At 39.9% G+C, this 20,198-nt stretch carries 16 protein-coding genes; 11 read left to right on the top strand and 5 right to left on the bottom strand.

Translation table 11 applies throughout. From position 1 onward, the window contains the following. Window positions 1-62: 62 nt before the first annotated feature. Window positions 63-740 (top strand): TIGR02117 family protein, encoded by a 678-nt coding sequence (locus OGI71_RS21845; protein ID WP_282251921.1) that lies wholly within the window; start codon window positions 63-65, stop codon window positions 738-740. Between the two features lie 139 nt (window positions 741-879). Here the strand turns inward: OGI71_RS21845 and dnaK are convergent, their stop codons facing one another. From dnaK to OGI71_RS21860, 3 genes are all read right to left on the bottom strand, one after another. Further along, a complete protein-coding gene (dnaK, locus tag OGI71_RS21850) occupies window positions 880-2,784 on the bottom strand; it encodes a molecular chaperone DnaK (RefSeq protein WP_120260287.1) in 1,905 nt (634 codons plus the stop codon). Between the two features lie 133 nt (window positions 2,785-2,917). Next, on the bottom strand, window positions 2,918-3,802 hold the full coding sequence (locus OGI71_RS21855; RefSeq protein WP_282251923.1) for a GLPGLI family protein: 885 nt from the start codon (window positions 3,800-3,802) through the stop codon (window positions 2,918-2,920). Beyond that, the gene (locus OGI71_RS21860) at window positions 3,795-6,479 is read right to left on the bottom strand and encodes an outer membrane beta-barrel protein (RefSeq protein WP_282251924.1); all 2,685 of its coding nucleotides are present in this window, start codon (window positions 6,477-6,479) and stop codon (window positions 3,795-3,797) included. Before OGI71_RS21860 ends, OGI71_RS21855 begins: the two co-directional genes overlap by 8 nt. 138 nt (window positions 6,480-6,617) lie before the next feature. On the opposite strand from OGI71_RS21860, the gene OGI71_RS21865 reads away from it, so the two are divergent. Further along, a complete protein-coding gene (locus tag OGI71_RS21865; RefSeq protein WP_282251926.1) occupies window positions 6,618-7,172 on the top strand; it encodes a thioredoxin family protein in 555 nt (184 codons plus the stop codon). 94 nt (window positions 7,173-7,266) lie between these two features. Here OGI71_RS21865 and OGI71_RS21870 read toward each other — a convergent pair whose 3' ends face one another. Next, a complete protein-coding gene (locus OGI71_RS21870; RefSeq protein WP_282251929.1) occupies window positions 7,267-7,962 on the bottom strand; it encodes an ankyrin repeat domain-containing protein in 696 nt (231 codons plus the stop codon). A 183-nt stretch (window positions 7,963-8,145) separates the two neighbouring features. On the opposite strand from OGI71_RS21870, the gene OGI71_RS21875 reads away from it, so the two are divergent. The 3 genes from OGI71_RS21875 to OGI71_RS21885 all read left to right on the top strand — a co-directional run bounded on the left by OGI71_RS21875 (window position 8,146) and on the right by OGI71_RS21885 (window position 10,720). Continuing rightward, window positions 8,146-8,508, top strand: a complete 363-nt coding sequence (locus tag OGI71_RS21875; protein WP_282251930.1) for an MmcQ/YjbR family DNA-binding protein — start codon at window positions 8,146-8,148, stop codon at window positions 8,506-8,508. Window positions 8,509-8,654: 146 nt separating this feature from the next. Continuing rightward, the gene (locus tag OGI71_RS21880; RefSeq protein WP_282251932.1) at window positions 8,655-9,797 is read left to right on the top strand and encodes a PCMD domain-containing protein; all 1,143 of its coding nucleotides are present in this window, start codon (window positions 8,655-8,657) and stop codon (window positions 9,795-9,797) included. Between the two features lie 146 nt (window positions 9,798-9,943). Beyond that, window positions 9,944-10,720: a porin family protein gene (locus OGI71_RS21885; protein WP_282251934.1), complete on the top strand. Its 777-nt coding sequence runs from the start codon at window positions 9,944-9,946 to the stop codon at window positions 10,718-10,720. Between the two features lie 137 nt (window positions 10,721-10,857). Here OGI71_RS21885 and OGI71_RS21890 read toward each other — a convergent pair whose 3' ends face one another. Then, complete coding sequence (locus OGI71_RS21890; RefSeq protein ID WP_282251935.1) at window positions 10,858-11,820, bottom strand: 2-oxoglutarate and iron-dependent oxygenase domain-containing protein; 963 nt, start codon at window positions 11,818-11,820, stop codon at window positions 10,858-10,860. A 278-nt stretch (window positions 11,821-12,098) separates the two neighbouring features. Here OGI71_RS21890 and OGI71_RS21895 point away from each other — a divergent pair, with 278 nt between their 5' ends. The 6 genes from OGI71_RS21895 (at window position 12,099) to OGI71_RS21920 (ending at window position 19,920) form a co-directional block, all read left to right on the top strand. Beyond that, the gene (locus OGI71_RS21895) at window positions 12,099-12,539 is read left to right on the top strand and encodes a MarR family transcriptional regulator (RefSeq protein ID WP_120260278.1); all 441 of its coding nucleotides are present in this window, start codon (window positions 12,099-12,101) and stop codon (window positions 12,537-12,539) included. Between the two features lie 40 nt (window positions 12,540-12,579). After that, window positions 12,580-15,009 (top strand): 3-hydroxyacyl-CoA dehydrogenase/enoyl-CoA hydratase family protein, encoded by a 2,430-nt coding sequence (locus OGI71_RS21900; RefSeq protein WP_282251936.1) that lies wholly within the window; start codon window positions 12,580-12,582, stop codon window positions 15,007-15,009. 30 nt (window positions 15,010-15,039) lie between these two features. Then, entirely contained in the window at window positions 15,040-15,390 is a 351-nt protein-coding gene (locus OGI71_RS21905) for a four helix bundle protein (protein ID WP_282251937.1), read from the top strand. A gap of 62 nt (window positions 15,391-15,452) precedes the next feature. Then, the gene (locus OGI71_RS21910; protein WP_282251938.1) at window positions 15,453-16,628 is read left to right on the top strand and encodes an acetyl-CoA C-acyltransferase; all 1,176 of its coding nucleotides are present in this window, start codon (window positions 15,453-15,455) and stop codon (window positions 16,626-16,628) included. Window positions 16,629-16,760: 132 nt separating this feature from the next. Then, window positions 16,761-18,542: an acyl-CoA dehydrogenase family protein gene (locus OGI71_RS21915; RefSeq protein WP_282251939.1), complete on the top strand. Its 1,782-nt coding sequence runs from the start codon at window positions 16,761-16,763 to the stop codon at window positions 18,540-18,542. 121 nt (window positions 18,543-18,663) lie between these two features. Then, entirely contained in the window at window positions 18,664-19,920 is a 1,257-nt protein-coding gene (locus tag OGI71_RS21920; RefSeq protein ID WP_282251940.1) for a putative sulfate exporter family transporter, read from the top strand. The last annotated feature ends 278 nt before the right edge of the window (window positions 19,921-20,198 follow it).

Below are 20,198 nucleotides of genomic sequence, written 5' to 3' on the forward strand. Positions count from 1 at the left end.
ATTGGGAACAGCTAAGATTAAACCGATACATTAGATTATGATAGAAAAATGAATTATTGTAAATGAAAAAAATACTTAAGGTGTTAGGGTATATTATTTTAGGAATTATTGGGTTTTGCATTTTATATATTGTTGGCGAGTATAGCCTGTCGCGACTCTCAGCATCAGGTAAAGCGTCCTCCACAGATCAGACGATTCAGGTATTTGTCAAATCCAATGGTGTCCATACAGATATTGTTTTGCCAGTCATCGTGAAAGAGGTGGATTGGTCCAACGTATTTCCTTATGCCAACACCGTTGGTAAAAAAAACGGTTATCAGTATATGGGTATAGGTTGGGGAGACAAAGGCTTTTATTTGGATACACCGGAATGGAAAGATCTCAAAGCATCAACAGCTTTTGTAGCGGCCTTTGGATTGGGACAGTCTGCAATACATGTGACCTACTATAATTCCATTCGGGAGAATGACCTATGTTTTGGGTATAAAATAAATGAGGAACAGTATCGCGCACTGGTAAAGTATATCTATGATTCTTTGGATTTGCATGAAGGTAAACCTATATTGGTAGAGACGGATGCACAATACGATGATGCAGATGCCTTTTATGAAGCCAAAGGAGCTTATAGCATGTTCTATTCCTGTAATACCTGGACAAACAACGCTTTGAAGAAGGCAAATATGCCAGCAGGAGTCTGGGCGACCTTGGATAAAGGAATATTGAGCCATTATCGGAAATAGCTGTGGCTTATTGAATTCTTTTGCACAATATAGATAAACAGCTCTTTCGCTTTTCAAAGTGTTAAAAAGAGGATGTTCTTATAATAAAAAAAGCTCCGGGAATACATCCCCGGAGCTTTTTATTTATCAGCAGGAGTGATTATTTCACTTCTTCGTAGTCTACGTCAGTTACGTCATCACCACCTTGGTTTCCACCTTGTGCTTGACCAGCGTCTCCTTGAGGTTGTTGTGCACCACCTTGAGAAGCAGCGTACATTTCTTCAGAAGCAGCATTCCAAGCATTTTGTAATTCTTCAGAAGCCGAATCAATATCTGCGAAGTTTTTCGCTTCGTATGCAGCTTTTAATTTCGTTAAGCCAGCTTCAATAGGAGCTTTCTTATCTGCAGAAATTTTGTCACCATATTCTTTCAATTGTTTTTCAGTTGAGAAGATCAAGGCATCCGCTGCATTTACTTTGTCAGCTTCTTCTTTCATTTTTTTATCAGCATCAGCATTTGCTTCAGCTTCTTCTTTCATACGTTTGATTTCATCATCAGATAAACCTGAAGATGCTTCAATACGGATGTTTTGCTCTTTACCAGTTGCTTTATCTTTTGCTGATACTTTGATGATACCGTTGGCATCAATATCAAAAGTAACTTCAATTTGAGGCACACCACGAGGCGCTGGTGGAATATCGTTCAAATGGAAGCGGCCGATTGTACGGTTTTGGCTCGCCATAGGACGCTCACCTTGTAAGATGTGGATCTCTACCGATGGTTGATTGTCAGAAGCAGTAGAGAATGTTTCCGATTTTTTAGTCGGAATAGTTGTATTCGCTTCAATCAATTTAGTCATTACACCACCCATTGTTTCGATACCCAATGAAAGTGGAGTTACATCCAATAATAATACATCTTTTACTTCACCAGTTAATACACCTCCTTGGATTGCAGCACCTAAAGCAACAACTTCGTCAGGGTTTACACCTTTGGAAGGTTCTTTTCCGAAGAAAGCTTTTACAGCATCAACAATTGCAGGGATACGAGTAGAACCACCTACTAAGATAATTTCGTCGATATCTGATTTGCTGAAACCAGCGTTTTTCAATGCAGACTCACAAGGAGCAATTGTTCTCTTGATCAAGTCAGCTGCCAAAGCTTCAAATTTAGCACGTGATAATGAACGAACTAAGTGTTTTGGGCCAGTAGCATCTGCTGTGATATATGGCAAGTTGATTTCAGTAGAAGTCGCACTTGATAATTCAATTTTAGCTTTTTCAGCAGCTTCTTTCAAACGTTGCAATGCCATTGGATCTTTTTTCAGATCAAAACCATTGTTTTCATTCTTGAATTCTTCATTCAACCAGTTGATAATTACGTTATCGAAGTCATCACCACCTAAGTGAGTATCACCGTCAGTAGATTTTACTTCAAATACACCATCACCTAATTCCAATACGGAAACGTCATGTGTACCACCACCACAGTCAAACACAACGATCTTCATATCTTTGTGTGCTTTGTCCAAACCGTAAGCTAAAGCAGCAGCAGTAGGTTCGTTGATGATACGTTTAACAGATAAACCAGCGATTTCACCAGCTTCTTTAGTTGCTTGACGTTGTGCGTCGTTGAAGTATGCAGGTACTGTGATGACAGCTTCAGTTACTTCTTGACCTAAGAAGTCTTCAGCAGTCTTCTTCATTTTTTGAAGAATCATCGCAGAGATTTCTTGTGGAGTATATTTGCGGTCGTCGATTTCTACGCGTGGTGTATTGTTATCACCTTTAACGATGTTATAAGGTACGTGTTCAGCTTCTTTTATTGCCTCATCATATGAAAGTCCCATAAAACGTTTAATAGAATAAATAGTTTTATGTGGATTAGTAATTGCTTGACGTTTAGCTGGGTCACCCACTTTACGCTCACCACCTTCTACGAAAGCTACAATGGAAGGAGTGGTACGTTTACCTTCGTTGTTCGTAATTACTACAGGCTCGTTACCTTCCATTACGGCAACACATGAGTTTGTAGTACCTAAGTCAATTCCTATAATTTTAGACATATCTTGTATTTTAATTTTTTTACTTAAATAAATTCTATCACTCTATTATCAACCCTTATGCCAATCCGAAAGTTTTGTAAAAAAATCACTATTTGTCATCAATTTGTCGTTAGGTACTGCCAAACTGACATTTTCAATAGACAAGTTGCTCCAAGATCCGTTTTTTTGCTGACTCATTTTGGCGATTGCGTGGCATATATCTGCCAAAGAGCGCTGTAAATTCTTCCAGTTTCATCTGTTTTGATTTTTTTTCCCGCCAATCTGTGGGAACGAGATTATTGGTATAGGCGATATTTGTTGCCCAGTATTGGATATGCATCTCAGGTATGACCAGCCCCAATATCATGCCCGGAAGACCATGGCTCAAAGCCGGTCCTGCTGACACTGGTATTTCTTCGGCATAATAAGCAATCAGGTAGAGGGAATCTTTGGTCGCCCCATTCACCCTTCGGCAGTTGATGCCGGCGATATTGCGAAATTCCTCCGTAAAGCGCCAAGTGATACTATCCAACGTTTCAGAAAGCAAATATTTCTCATCGATATCGAGCTGGATATCAGCCTTGCCTGCTTTTAAATCCTGGTAAAGCACCTTTCCATTTTTGCCGGCTCCACCTCTGGGCATGCCACGTTGGTTTCCACCCCCTCCGCCTCGCGAGCCGCCTTGATTTCTACCACCTCGGGCACCTGAAGTAATACTTGCTGCACGCATTTTACCTTCTCCCTTCTGTTTTTCGGTACTTGTGCTTTCTTCTGGCATAAGCACAGTCGCATTTTCATCAAAGTATAAGTTCAGTCGATCTGTATGTGAGTCCGGCATTTTATCTAGGTGCTCCATGAAGTCTATTCCCCGACCCATCATTTTTGAGTTCATGTCATTGGACATTTGTCGCATGCGGGCTTTTGTATACGTCACCTTGTCAAAACTAATGGTACCCCTATTACCAAAATAGGCGTATTGTGCCTGCAGAGATAATCCGGTTAGACAAAATATAATAATGGTCAAATATGTTCTAATCATTGCTTTTTCCTAAATATTTATTGAAATCCCATTTGACACCAACTAAAAAATATTGCGTTAATACCTGTTGGGTGGATTCCGAGTAATTGGTATCACTGCCATTCCGACGTGTATTATTAAACGTATTAAAGAGGTCAAAGGCTTTCAGGCTGACAGTCAGACTTTCATCTTTCAACACCTTTTTCTCCAACTCCAAATTGGTATAAAATTGATTAATTGATTTCTTGTAGAGTTTGGTAGGTCCGGTGTAACTATAGTAAACATTGGTCATGATGTTGAATTTCTTCGGTAGAAAATATTTGATATATCCCGAAGCTCCACCTTCAAAGTTGGTTGCGTTATATTGTGTGTTGATTGAATTTTGCTGTGTATTAAGGCCCGCATTCACCGAGAGATCAAAATCAAAGCCTTCTGAATCTTGTTCATTTAAACTCGAGCCCAGGCTGAAAGAGGTATTTTTTGAATTGTTCAAGAGAAACTCACCTTGAGATTGACCACTTTCAAATTTTGTGTAGCTGTAACTATTGTTGTACCGGATATTTGCACTTTTATTGAAGTTAATGCGACGATTGGCCAGGGGTTGCATATGATTGATGTTCAATCCGCTGTTCCAGTTCGATTTGCCCGATAAGTTTTCATAGCTACTGATTTGAGCAGAATTCTCCATGACTGTCGTCTTATTGACAATTGGGTTATTAACAAAAGAGAAATTTCCGTTAATATTAATGTTCGTACCCTTCAGCAAACTGAATGCATTATAATTTGCCGAAATGTTGTTGGTGACAGCCCGTTTGAGGTCTGGGTTACCGATCTGTTGAAATAGTGGGTTAGTCTGCGGTTGCAGCGGTTGTAACTGATCAAATGAAGGAATGATATTCGAACTCTGGTAAGCCAGTCGGATATTTTTGCTATTTGAAATTCGGTAATTGGCATCAAAGTTTAGATTGTTGTCCCAAAAATTCCTTGAAAGGTTTATATCCCGGTCACTATCGCTTAACTTTTGATTTTTGTAAAATGTTCGGTTGGAGAGATTAACCTCAAATTTATCCTTCCGATAAGACAAATGGACATTAACTCCCTGGTTGGTATTATTGTCAATCTGATTTTTAGAGTATAATGGATCTTTCTCTTCAGTTTCTATGTCTGTTGATATCTGTTCATTCCTGTTGTTTGACTGATTGAAGCTGTAGCCCAAAGCTAAATTCATGGCGTCATTGAGCCTGTTATTGAAATTCAATGAAGTAGAAAAGTTATTGCCTTTGTTATTACCCCTTCTATTTTGGTTAATACGCGTGGTATCATTGCTCTGATGGATAATTGTTTCTGAGTTAACCTTGCTGTCCGAAGTTGATTCATTATAGTTGTTTCCGACCATTAGATTCAATGAACTGCCGGCTTTGAGTCTTTTTCTATAGTTCAGGCGAAAATTATTGCTTTGGCTCGAAGTATTCGATTCATTTTTCTCATTAAAGGAGCTAACAGCAGCACCAGTGCCATCTTTGGTGGCACTTTCCGACTGACTTAAACTGAAATTATTTGACCAATTTCCGTTGGTCTGTAGTTCTAAATTTTGAGTTGAATCCAGTCGCATGGAGAGATTGGATCTGACGCCATTGCTTCTTGCGCTATTTTCGTTGTAATTTTTGCTATTTCGTTCTAAGATCGAGTTATCAGGGAGAATGTTTTTGTTGTAATTTTCCGATTGATTTTTGTTGCTACTGTTATTGTAATTATAATTCGCATTTACCTTTAAAGCCTTTTTGAGAAACTGATTTTCGTAGTTAGCGCCGAGAGATGTGTTCAGTGGTTGCCCCGTGATCTGGTTGTTCATCCGCAAAGAGCCTTCACGACTATTAGAGCTCCCCATATTATTGTGATTGGCGGTGATGCCAATCCGTTCCGTCTGGTTAAATTTGGCTGCAAATAAGTTTCCAGCGTAGAGCTCCTTGGTACCACCTAATAGCTCTGCATTTCCGAAGATACCTTTTCTGGCCTTTTCTTTTAACACCACATTGACTGTCTGAATACGTACACCGTCATCTATACCCGATAGTTCGGCTTCTTCTGATTTTTTCTCATACAATTGTACTTTGTCTACTGCATCGGCCCGGACATTGCGTATGGCAATTTTAGGGTCATAACCAAAAAATTCTTCGCCATCAATAAAGACTTTCTGTACTGCTTTGCCCTGAGCGGTGATATTTCCATCTCCAGACACCGTGAAACCAGGCAATCGTCGAAAAAGATCTTCGAGCTTTGCGTTTTTCTCGGTTGCGAAACTTGCTGCATCATATTCTATCGTATCTCCCTTGAGTGTGATGGGCAGTCTACGTGTAATGATAACTTCTTCAAGGACATTTTTTTGCGAATTGATCTTAATGTCGTTGAGGTCGATTTCCTTATCCTTGATGTCGATGGTGTCACTATAAAGTTCAAACTTTGGGTAGGTCGCTAAAAGTATATAGCTGCCGGGTTTAATATTTTTGATCAGAAATTTCCCTTCCTCATTGGCTCTGTTAAAATAACGAAGCACAGAGTCTTTATTCAATAGGATGATTGAGGCATTGGTCAATGGCTTATTGTCAGCTTTATCTAAAATTTTCCCCTTTATGCTTGTCTGGGAATAAGCTGTGCTGATAACAAAAAATAATAGGAATAATTGAATTAATCTTTTCATTTACTGGTTGTATGTGCCAAAGATAATTTAGTTAATTGTTAATAAATGTGAAATTATTGTCAAGGAGTGTAAAATCTTTGGTATAGAGATTTTTGACAAAGTAGGATCTAAAAATTACCTTTGCACAAAATTGATGTTATGACGTTTGAAAATTATTTGCAACAATTCGAAGATATATTGAATCACCCTGAAAATCACCCCACCTATCAGGATGACGAGTACTATCAATACACTAAAATGAACTGGACAAGGATGGGCCGTTGGTTAAAACGTTTTGAACCAAATGAGGCTTTTCAACAGTTTATTGACACGATTTCGGAACGACAACAATGGATCATTATTACGGAGCCTTGGTGTGGCGATGCGGCACACTCTGTTCCAATGCTTGCTAAGATGGCTGCCCAAAATCCCAATATTACTGTCGATATCCAGTTGCGTGATAGCGCTCCCTTTTTAATAGATTCGTATTTAACAAATGGCGGGAAATCAATCCCGATTCTAGTAATCCGAAATCAGGATGGTGCAGATTTAGCTGTCTGGGGACCACGACCAAAGGGCTGTCAAGACCTATTCTTGAGTTTGAAGGAACAAGGGAAAGATTTCTCTGATATTAAAGAAGAGATTCAAAAATGGTATAATACGGATAAGGGAGCGGAGATCCAAAAGGAGATTCAGGCGCTTTTGCAGAAATAGAAGAAAGCTGATAAAAAGGAAGAACTAGATTCACTCGATTTGGTTCTTCCTTTTTATGGCCTCTTTCTATAAAGGTTTATTTTTGGAAACCTAGTTATTGTTTTATACTGCTCTTTGCCTCCAGTAGTATTACAATTTTATTAAACCCTTTTTTTCTCGCGTGCTGGAGCGGTGTTACACCTTCGTCGTCGGCGATATTTTTATCGCTGTTGGCGTCCAGTAGTATCTGGACAATATCCACATATTTTTGACTGCCATCTCCAAGTATAATTGCCTCTAATAGTGCGGTCCAGCCCAGTCTATTGATATGGTCAATAGGGAACCCTTTTGTATTAGCTAATAGTCTTACGGTCTCCACATGACCGCGTTCGCAGGCCGGAATAAGTGCTGTACCATTATACCGATTGAAAATCTTGAAATCCGCACCGTGATCAAGGTAAAGTTTAACCAGTTCAGTATAGCCTGAAGCGCCAGCATAGAGAAAAGGGCTGTCCAAGATATTGTCCTGCTGATTCACATTCGCACCATATTGAATAAGTAATTTCGCCATAGCGAGGTCTTTCTTCTCTGTGGCGATCAACAACAGCGGTTTTGAATCCTTACCTTTTTGGTTTGCACTAGATCCATTGTCCAATAGTGTTTTTACGGTGTTAATCTGGCCCTTGGAAACGGCTTCAATAATGTCGGTCGGGGCGATATTGTCTTGATTTGTTGTGTCCATACTCTTGCACTGTACTGAAAGTGTTGATATGATAGCGAGTAACGCTATCTTAACGTATAAATTTTTCATTTTGATGAATGGATTAATAATCTTTATTATTCTTTTAGTTTCTTTGTATTCGCTTTTTGATATACTACAAATTTAGGTAGAAACTAAGTGGTTGTTTTGTTAGATTTATATTGATTATTGTCAAATTTATATATAAATCTAACTGTTAGTAGTTGAAAATGAGTAAACTTAAATTAAGGATATATGAATATTGAAGATCTAAGAGATTATTGCTTGTCCATTGGACCGGTTACAGAGGAGACGCCTTTCGGACCAGATACGTTGGTATTTAAGGTCGGGGGTAAGATATTTTTATTGGTCGGATTAGATCAGATCGATATACTGCGATTTAATGTAAAATGCGATCCTAAGAAAGCTGTGGAACTCAGGGAAAGATATGATCAGACTGTATTTCCGGGGTATCATATGAATAAAAAACACTGGAATACAGTCATTGCGAATCGGGAACTGAATGATCGGGCACTGGAAGAACTTGTCTTGCACAGTTATAGCCTGATTGTTGAAAGCTTGCCGGCTAAAGTTAAACAGGAACTTAAAAGTAGTTAATATCCTTCTGAAGTGTAAAGAATTAGTTGCTTAGAAAGAAAAGGTGATAGAAATGACTTTTCTTGAGAGCTATAATGGTAGCTTTGCGATCATTTCAATGCATAATTAACAGCATTGGGAATATATTTACACTAATACTATTTTTTATGAAACAAAGACGAATTTACCTTTGGGTAATTTGTTTTATGCTACTTTTTAGTCTGGGGAGTTGCATAAAGGAGGAAGCATTAAATGCTGAAGCGGATATTGAAGGAGCTACTATTACTCAGAGTGACCAATTTTTAAAGAGAAAACCTTCCATTGATAATAATACAGTTGTTTTTCCGCTAAAACGTTTCACGGGAAGTTATGTGCATTCGCCCGAATTTGTATTAACTCCAGGAGCGACAATAGAGCCGAAAAGCGGAACCCAACTTGATTTCACTGAACCACAGAAATACACGGTTACTTCTGAGGATGGCGCTTGGTCCAAGACCTATACTGTTTCATTTGTTATTGATGAAGGCGCAGATTTGTATTCAGCGTTTGAATATGCTGAAGTTGTAGATACCGATAGTCCTGAAGGACACTACCATAAATTTTATGAATTAACAAAACTTGGACAGAAGACATATAGCTGGGCAACTGCAAATGATGGCTATAATATTCTGGCTGAAACACTTTTGGAAGAAGGAGAGGAATTGGTTCCCGGTTTTTATCCAACATCCCAAATCGCCGATGGGTATATTGGCAAAGGTGCGCGGCTTGTAACCAAGAGTACAGGCTCTTTAGGTGGGATTTTCGGTACCCCTCTGGCTGCTGGTAATTTATTCTTAGGAGCATTTCAAACCACTTTCCCGACGATCAAATCTCCACATTTTGGCATATTGTATGAGGAAAAAACTGCGCCATTAGCTATAAAAGGCTTTTTTAAATATAAAGCTGGTGAAAAATTTGTTGTCAATAATAAGCCATCATCACTCACCAAGGATACTTGGGATGGTTATGCCCTCTTATTTGAAAGAGCTTTACCGCCCAATGACGACTTTTTGTCGGGTGACCATGGATTTGTTGATAAGCGAATAGTCGCAATAGCACGGGTCGGGGCCAAAGAACAGATCGAAACTAACGAATGGACCGCATTTAGCTTGCCATTTTCTTTTGTAAATGGTAAATCATTTGATCCCAATAAAGAATATATGTATACGATTGTATTCAGCTCGAGTAAAGAGGGGGACAAATTTAACGGCGCAGTAGGGAGTACATTACTTATTGATGAAGTAGAACTTGTCGTCGATGATGCCAAATAATCATTGGTTCATATGCTGAATACAGCAATATGGTGTAATTGCTAACTAGGTGAATTTTTACAAGGGTGCTTGTGTGAGGAAAGGTAGGTTCTAAGAATATAGGGCACTGATTTCTGAAGACAAACATACATCAAAAGAATATTTTAATGAACAAAATACTTTATATAATAGCTGTTTTCATGATGGCGACCGGTTATGTGCAGGCTCAAAATGGTCAGTCAAACGGTAATCCGAATTTTTTTAATACAGATATTGACTACTCGGTACAGGCGCAATTCAGTATCGGTGGTAGTAGTCCATTAGGCCTTCCTAAGACAATACGCAAAATCGAAAGCTATAATCCTGGGTTACAGGTAGGCTTGGAGGCAAATGCTACAAAGTGGTTGCAGGCGGATAAACGATGGGGAATTCGTACAGGAATTCGTTTCGAGACGAAAGGAATGAAAACCGAAGCTCGTGTGAAAAATTATCTGACCGAGATTGTGAAAGATAATTCAAAAGTGAAAGGGTATTATACTGGGAAGGTAGAGACCAATGTACAAAATACCTATCTTACATTGCCCGTTTTAGCTGTTTACAAATTATCAGATCATTGGAATTTATATGGAGGGTTTTATTTCTCGACATTGCTGGATAATACATTCGATGGAAATGTATCGGATGGATATTTGAGACAAAATACCCCAGTAGGAACTAAAATTACGTTTGAAGAGGGGAGTCAGGCTTCTTATGACTTCTCCGATAATATCCGGAAATTTCAATGGGGAACACAACTTGGAGCGGAGTGGAAGATGAACAGACATTTCAAATTGTTGACAGATCTTACCTACGGTTTTAATAATATTTTAGAAAAAGATTTTACCTCCATAGATTTTGGTATGCATAATATCTATCTTAATGTGGGATTTGGATACAATTTCTAATAGAAACTGATCGTATACAATCCGATAATAGTCCGATTATCTTATAGCATAATTTCATTGGGGTAAAATGAAAATAGTCCTTTAGTAGTTAAACTAACGGACTATTTTTATTTAAGGCCTAAACGAAGCGACTTCTGTTACATTTTTAAACCGATCTCTCTCAATCTTTCATCCAGATATTCACCTGCGGTATAGTCTTCATAGGCCTTTGGATGAGCTGTGTCGATGCAAGAGTCCAACGAAGCTAAGCTCATAGAAGATTTTGGATGTAAAAAGAAAGGAATTGAGAAGCGGGAAGTACCCATTTTTTCACGCGGAGGATTGACTACACGGTGAGTTGTTGACTTAAGTTTGTTGTTGGTCAAACGCTGCAACATATCTCCCACGTTGATCACAATATCTTCTCCTTTTGCTTTGATCGGGAACCATTCACCATCTTTTGTCAATACTTCCAGTCCATCGGCGCTAGCACCAATTAATAGTGTAATCAAATTTATGTCCTCATGGGCACCTGCACGTACTGCATCAGGAGCTAATGCGTCTGGATCTGCAATTGGGAAATAATGGATCGCACGCAAAATTGAGTTACCATTGATCACAAATTTCTCAAAATAATTTTCTTCAAGATCTAAGTAGGTGGCAATAGCTTTTAACAGTTCACGACCTGTGTCTTCTAGTTTTTTATAAACTTCTGCCGTTACGCCATTAAAGCGTGGTATTTCTTCCACTTGGGGATTGTCTGGAAAGTCAGCTTTTGAATATTCTTCACCAACGATGGTTTGACCTCGTTGCCAGAATTCTTTTAGATCTGGTGTTTTAGCATCTTTCGCTTTTTCTCGTCCCTTAGCTGTATATCCACGTTGGCCCGCAAGTTCAGGAAATTCATACTTTTCTTTTGTTTCGGTTGGTAAACCAAAGAATTCTGGAACGACCTGATATAATTCTTCAATTAATTCTTTTGATAAACCATGGTTTGCAATCGTTACAAAGCCTGTCTCATTGAAAGCCTTGCCAATATCCTGAATGAATTGATTTCGTTGTTCTTGGGTTCCTTGTGTGTAATGTAACAAGTCCAAGCGAGGTATGTTTACTAAAGCCATACGAAGTTGATGTTTGTTTGGGACAAATTTAACGCAATTAATTTTGAATATTATACATTGATTGTTAATAAAAGTTTTATGTTTTACTTTATTTAACTGTGTTTCAGTTGTTAAAAGTTTTCCACAATGAGGTTTTGGTCATAAAAGTGCAAGAAATACACTTCTTAAGAGAAGGTGGACGATAATTCATAAAAATTACATTTTCTAGCTTGTTATTCTAATTCTTAACTATTATATTTGTTATGCAAGCATAATAATAAATCGCTTGTGATTACGCTATGGACCAAAATCAGACAATCGACTATTTTTTAAAAACAGGTTGGCAAACGATTGCCAATAAATATAATCAAATTGCTTCGCAGTATGGCTTTACCCAGGCTGCTGGTTATATTTTAATCAATATCCATAAGGAGGGTACTCCTGTTTCTCAGATTGCGAATTTGACGGGAGTTAAAACAACGAGTTTGTCCCGGGTGTTAAATAACTTAGAATCCTTGGGATTCATTTATCGGGAGACCAGCGAAACGGATAAACGCTCTGTAAAGGTGTATCTGACAGATTTGGGTCGGGAGAAAAGAAGAATAGCCAAGGATGTGGTACGTAATTTTAATCAGTACCTCGCTGATAATTTTTCGGAAAATGAACGTGATCAATTGATTGCTTCTTTGGCTAAGCTCAATGAGCTGGCGACCAGTTATAAGGAAGAAGTGATCGTATAGAAGTTAAACCAAATGTACAGATGTGCATGATAAATATGTTATGATGAACAGAAATATTAGAAAAGTGGCGGTTCTCGGTTCGGGTGTTATGGGCTCGCGAATTGCTTGTCATTTTGCTAACATTGGTGTCGAGGTATTGCTGCTGGATATTGTTCCCCGCGAACTGCTGCCAGCAGAACAAGCTAAGGGTCTAACGTTAGAGAGTAAAGCCGTTCGGGATCGGATTGTCAACAGTTCGTTAGAGACTGCTTTAAAGACAAATCCTTCGCCAATTTACAGCAAATCCTTTGTAAAACGTATCAAAACAGGGAATTTTGATGATAACCTCCAAGACATCGCACAAGTGGACTGGATCATCGAAGTCGTTGTGGAACGATTAGATATTAAAAAATCTGTTTTTGACCGTGTAGAACAATTCCGTAAACCAGGGACATTGATTACTTCCAATACTTCTGGTATTCCTATTCATCTGATGACAGAGGGACGGAGTGAAGATTTTAAAGATCATTTTTGCGGGACACACTTCTTCAATCCACCGCGCTATCTGCCTTTATTGGAGGTAATTCCGACACCGCACACTAAGGCTGAGGTTGTTGATTTCGTGCTTCATTTTGGCGATAAGATGCTAGGGAAGACGGTTGTTCTGTGTAAGGATACACCAGCATTCATCGGTAACCGGATTGGCGTTTATTCGATGTTGGCAGTGACTCATCTGGTTGAGCCTTTAGGGCTGACAGTGGAGGAAGTGGATAAATATACAGGCCCCGCAATGGGACATCCCAAATCAGCAACTTTCCGTACTGCGGATGTCGTAGGTCTTGATACCTTGGTGAATGTAGCTAATGGACTGGCACAGAATGCGCCCGAAGATGAAGCCAAAGGCGTCTTCCAGCTTCCTGCCTTTATCAGTAAGATGGTTGAAAATAAATGGCTAGGTGAAAAAACAAAAAAAGGATTTTATGAAAAGGTAAAAGCCGCTGATGGTAATTCCGAAATCCTTTCCTTAGATCTTAAAACATTAACATTTGGCTCGCAACAAAAAGTTAAGTCAACAACATTAGAGGCTACCAAGCCAGTTGAAGATATCCGTAAGCGGATGAAAGTCTATGAACAAGGAACAGACAAGGCGGCGGAGCTCTTCCGTGCCATGCATTATCCTTTATTTGAATATGTTTCACGTCGTGTTCCTGAAATCACAGATGATTTCTTCCGTATAGATGATGCCATGCGTGCTGGCTTTGGTTGGGAACTTGGGCCATTTGAAGTCTGGGATGCTTTGGGGGTCCGTGAGACCTTGGCTAAGATCAAGGCCGAAGAGAAGCGTTTGCCCGGACAAGATGGTGAGGTGGCATCCTGGGTGCATGAAATGTTGGATTCAGGACATGAATCTTTCTATAGAATAGAAAATGGTGTTCGCCATTACTATGATATTGCATCCAAATCCTATAAAGCTATTCCTGGAACAGAGGATTTGATTGTTTTGGATCATATCCGTGAAAGCAAAACCATCTGGAAAAATACAGGTGTTTCAATTATTGATCTCGGTGATGGAATCATCAATTGTGAGTTCCATACCAAGATGAATACGATCGGTGGCGATGTGATTCAGGGTTTGAATAAGGCAATAGATCTTGCTGAAAAGGAATACCGTGGATTGGTTGTTTCCAATGACGGAAAAAATTTCTCTGCTGGAGCCAATATTGGAATGATTTTCATGATGGCTGTGGAGCAGGATTTTGATGAGTTAAATATGGCCGTTCGAGCCTTTCAAAATACATCCATGCGTTTGCGTTATTCATCCATTCCGGTTGTCGTAGCGCCATTTCAGATGACCTTAGGCGGTGGCTGTGAATTTTCGATGCATGCAGATTTTGTGCAGGCTCATGCCGAAACCTACATGGGCTTAGTGGAACTGGGCGTAGGTGTTATCCCAGGTGGTGGTGGAACTAAAGAATTTGCATTGCGTGCTTCCGAAGAATTTAAAGATGATCAAATCGTTCAGAATACGTTAAAGGATAAATTCCTGACTATTGGTCAGGCGAAAGTCTCGACCTCTGCTTACGAGGCCTATGAGCTGGGATATCTACAGAAAGATAAATTTGCGATCACGATGAACCGTGCACGCTTACTTGCTGACGCAAAAGCAAAGGCATTGGAGTTGGCGGATGAAGGTTACGTACAACCCGCACCACGAAACGATATCAAAGTGCTAGGTAATCAAGGTTTAGGGATTGTATATGTAGGAGCATCATCCATGCGTGAAGGAAATTATATCTCCGACTATGATCGCAAAATATCGGAAAAACTGGGTTGGGTGATGTGTGGTGGTAACCTGTCATCGCCAACGGAAGTCTCTGAACAGTACTTGTTGGACCTTGAACGAAAGACCTTCCTTGAGCTCTGTGCTGAACGTAAAACACTTGAAAGAATTCAGTACATGTTGACAAAAGGAAAACCTTTACGAAATTAGTATTGGGTATTGAGTAATGAGTATTGAGCAATGCATAAGTTTCAAGAATTAAAAGTATGGCAAAAGGCAATGAATATGACTGTCAGCATTTATAGCTGTACAGAAGATCTTCCGAATACAGAGAAATTCGGATTGATATCCCAAATCAGGAGAAGTGCAATCTCTATTTGCTCAAATATTGCTGAAGGTGCAGGTAGAAATACAAAAGGTGAGTTTATACAATTTCTTGGAATAGCAAACGGCTCTGCTTATGAGTTACAGACACAGATTGAATTGGCTTATCGACTTACATTTTTAAATAAAGAAATTAAAGATGGATTGGTTGCGGAAATCGAAGAAATTGAAAAAATGCTATACAATCTTATAAAGTCTTTAAAATGAATGATAATTGAGTGGTGGTACTCAATACTGAATACCCACTACTCACTACTAAAATAAAAATAATGGAAGCATACATAGTAGCAGGATTTCGTACAGCAGTAGGTAAAGCGCCTCGAGGAGGATTTCGCTTTATGCGGGCTGATGATTTAGCATCAGATGTAATTAAACATCTCGTGTCCACTGTGCCGAATTTAAATAAAGAAGATATAGATGATGTCATTGTAGGGAATGCGATGCCTGAGGCAGAACAGGGGCTTAACATGGCACGTTTTATTTCCCTGATGGGTTTAGATACAGATAAAGTGCCAGGCGTTACCGTCAATCGGTATTGTGCCTCTGGATTGGAGACGATCGCCACGGCGGTTGCAAAGATCAAAACCGGTATGGCTGATGTCATTATCGCAGGAGGTGTTGAAGTGATGTCCGGAATGCCTTTCGGAGGCTGGAAAATTGTTCCCAATCCTGTCGTTGCCCAAGAGCATCCCGATTGGTATTGGGGTATGGGGCTGACTGCAGAGGCTGTAGCGAAGGACTACAATGTCTCCCGTGAAGATCAAGATGCCTTTGCACTGAAGTCCAATCAAAAGGCTGTTGCCGCTATTCAAAATGGTCATCTTAAAGATGGTATTGTGCCGATCACAGTCAAAGAGAACTATCTGAAGGACGGTAAGATAGCGACTCGTAAATATGTTGTAGATACCGATGAAGGGCCTCGTGCAGATACATCCCTGGAAGCTCTGGGTAAGTTGAAGCCTGTATTTGCGGCCAATGGTTCGGTGACAGCAGGAAACTCCTCACAGACATCGGATGGCGCAGCATTTGTGTTGGTTATGTCTGAGGCAAAAGTGAAAGAGTTGGGTGTTAAACCCATTGCCAAGTTGGTCAGTTTTGCTGTTGCAGGCGTACCACCGCGGATCATGGGAATCGGACCGATCTATGCGATACCAAAAGCTTTGGAACGGGCTGGACTTAAAAAAGAAGATATCGATTTATTTGAATTGAACGAAGCTTTCGCTTCCCAGTCTTTGGCTGTTATTCGTGAACTGGGGCTTGATGAAGAAAAGGTCAATGTCAATGGTGGAGCGATAGCCTTGGGGCATCCGCTAGGCTGTACAGGAGCGAAGCTGACCGTGCAGGTTTTGCATGAATTGAAACGTCGTGGCAAAAAATATGGTATGGTGACGATGTGTGTGGGAACAGGTCAAGGAGCGGCCGGTATCTTTGAACTATTAGACTAAGTTCGGACACTAAAAATAACAGTATAAACCATTTTATTTGCTAGTCTCATAGCAGATAAAAATATTCAAAATATTGTGTAAACCTGGGTGGTCAAAAGCCAACTTAGGGTTGCACCTCAAATCTAAAAAACAATGAGCGAAAATAAAGCAATCAAAGGCGGTGAGTTCGTTATTAGAGAGACTCCCTATACAGCTATTTTTATCCCAGAGGAGTTTGATGAAGAAGCGAAAATGATTCGTCAGACCTGTTTGGATTTCTTAGATACCGAAGTATTAAATAAGCTTGATCGTATTGATGCACAAGAGGAGGGATTGATGCCTAACCTGATGGATAAAGCTGGTGAACTAGGTATGCTGGGGGTGTCGATTCCGGAAGAGTATGGTGGGTTTGGTAAAAACTTCAATACGTCGATGCTCGTAGCAGAGGCCGTAGGTGGAGGTTTCTCTTTTGCCGTCGCTTTGTCTGCACATACAGGTATTGGTACTTTGCCTATCCTTTACTATGGTAATGCGGAGCAGAAAGCGAAGTATATTCCTAAACTCGCAACTGGCGAATGGAAGGCTTCCTACTGTTTGACAGAACCAAATGCCGGATCAGATGCCAATTCCGGCCGCACCTCCGCAAAACTAAATGCTGAAGGAACTCATTATCTGATCAATGGTCAGAAAATGTGGATTACCAACGGTGGATTTGCAGATATCTTTATTGTATTTGCAAAAATCGATGATGATAAGAACCTGACAGCATTTATTGTTGAAAAAGATTTTGGCGGAATCACCATGAACCCCGAAGAACATAAATTGGGAATCAAGGGATCCTCCACACGCCAGATTTTCTTTAATGACTGCGCCGTTCCGGTTGAAAACATGCTATCCGAGCGGGAAAACGGATTTAAGATTGCCGTAAACATTCTGAATATCGGACGGATCAAGTTGGGTGCTGCGACAAATGGTTCAGCTCGTATGGTGATCAATCACGCGGTTCAATATGCCAATGAACGTGTGCAGTTTAACTTGCCGATTTCTAAGTTTGGTGCTATTCGATACAAATTGGCAGAGATGGCGACACGTTTATTTGCTGTGGAATCAGCATCCTATCGTGCGGGTCAAAATATTGATGATGCCTATGATGCATTGATTGCAGGCGGTATGGACGAAGCAAAAGCCAAATTGAAATCAGTTGAACAATTTGCGATCGAGTGCGCTATTATCAAAGTATGGTGTTCTGAGATGTTAGATTATGTGGTGGATGAAGGTGTGCAGATTTATGGTGGAATGGGTTATTCAGCTGATGCGCCGATGGAGCGTGCTTATCGCGATTCACGGATCAACAGGATCTTCGAGGGTACCAATGAGGTGAATAGACTGCTTGTTGTAGATATGTTGTTAAAACGAGCCATGAAAGGTGAACTGGATCTGATGGGGCCAGCGCAGGCAGTGGCAAGTGAACTGCTGGCTATTCCTGATTTCGGGGAAGAAGATGATGCACCATTCGCAGCAGAGAAGAAAATTGTCTCCAACCTTAAGAAAGCAGGCTTACTCATTGCCGGAGCCGCTGTTCAAAAGCTGATGATGTCGCTTTCAAAAGAAGAAGAGATTCTAATGAATATCGCAGATATTATCGGTTACGTATACATTACGGAATCTGTATTGTTACGTGCAGAAAAGCTTGTCCATACTGGTTCTGAAAAGGCCGAGTATGCGACAGATATGGCGAAGATCTATCTGTATGGTGCGATTGATAAAATCAATGCTGCGGGTAAAGAAGCGCTGTATTCCTTTGGTGAAGGCGATGAGTTGAATATGATGCTGGTTGGATTACGTCGATTCACTAAAGCGCAACCATTTAACATCAAAGACGCACGTCAGCGGATTGCTAAAAAATTAATAGAAGAAAATAAATATTGTTTTTGATTGATAATGATTATTGGTTTTGGTTGTGTGGCCGGAGAGAAATCTTCGGCCATTTTTGTGTTACAATAACGAAAAGTAGCTACAATTATATTAAATTTAGCCTTTTAATACTAACCGTTATATGGCATCGTCAAGATCATTTGCACTTACAGAAGACTGGGTAGTCGTCATTTTGGGACTCGCTACCATTTTTTTAGCACTTTCGGGTATTTTTGCACCTGTACCTAATTTTTCCTGGAGTAACTTTTCCGAACTGACCTCCACAATTTTTGATTCGGCCAATCTCAACAAGATTTTTCAGCAGTTTATCTTTGTCTTTGTGACAGGTGTTTTTGGGGCGTTTTTGCTTGGTAAATCCGTTAAACATCTGCTGGTCGTATTTCCTGTAGTGTTTATTTTGACTGTATTTGCGCTGATAGTAGCGGGCAATTCGACAGTGAAAGAATATAATCTCGAGGCTGTTATTTTTAGTTTGATTATAGGTTTGGTCATTAGCAATTGTTTTAAGCTGCCTACCTGGTTTAAAGAAGCCTTGAGTACTGAATTGTATGTCAAGATCGGATTGATTCTATTGGGTACCACTGTTATCTTTGGGGATATCCTTAAAGCGGGCTCATTGGGACTTATCCAAGCTTTGGCAGTTGTATTGTCAGTTTGGTATTTCGCTTTTTGGCTCTGTAAAAAATTGAAGATAGACAAGGAAATGTCCCTGATGTTGTCCAGTGCAGTTTCTATTTGTGGTGTTTCAGCGGCCATTGCTACCTCAGGAGCTATTAAAGGTGATAGCAAAAAACTTTCTTATGTGATTTCCCTGGTGTTGATCACCGCAATTCCAATGATGATTTTTATGCCCTATATGGCTGAATGGATGGGCTTATCGCAAGAGGTGACCGGTGCATGGCTAGGAGGTAGTATCGATACAACAGGAGCTGTTGTTGCTTCAGGCTCCCTTGTTGGAGAGGAAGCGTTAAAGATCAGTACAATTGTCAAATTCTCGCAAAACGTATTGTTAGGACTAGCGGCATTCGCGATCAGTATTTATTGGACCTATGCAAAATCTGTGGATGACGAAACAAAGCGGGATAAACCGACGTTAAAGATTATCTGGGAACGCTTCCCTAAATTTGTGCTTGGGTTTGTATTTGCATCGCTATTATTTTCCTTTGTAATTTCTCCTGAAAAAATTGATGCTGTCAAGGGTAGTCTGAAAAACCTGCAGGGACTCTGGTTTACCTTAGCATTTACTTCGATCGGTCTGGAAACAAATTTCAAAGACCTTTTTGTACAAGATAATAAGAAACCCCTTTATGCATTTTTGATTGCGCAGACCTTTAATGTCGTAGTGACTTTGTTGATCGCACTGGTGCTGTTTCGATAATTTATTGGTATGTATATGGGCCGAATACTTTCGGAGCTAAATAAGATTTGCAAAAAAAGTCTGCTATCCTTGGCGGACTTTTTTGTTCTACCTTTTTTCATTTTCTCGATCTCGCCATAGTTCTGCCGAAGGGCCTCCAAGAAAATAGAGGATTCAATTTTTTCTTACTAAAGTGTTTGGGTTGTCGGATAAGACAATGTTGGTCGCGCATGAAAAAGCAAAGCTAAACCTAAGGGAAAACCTCATGTACGTGAATAGATATGAAAGGTTTATACAAG

Origin of the sequence: Sphingobacterium sp. ML3W (assembly GCF_029542085.1) — a bacterium.
Taxonomy (GTDB): domain Bacteria; phylum Bacteroidota; class Bacteroidia; order Sphingobacteriales; family Sphingobacteriaceae; genus Sphingobacterium.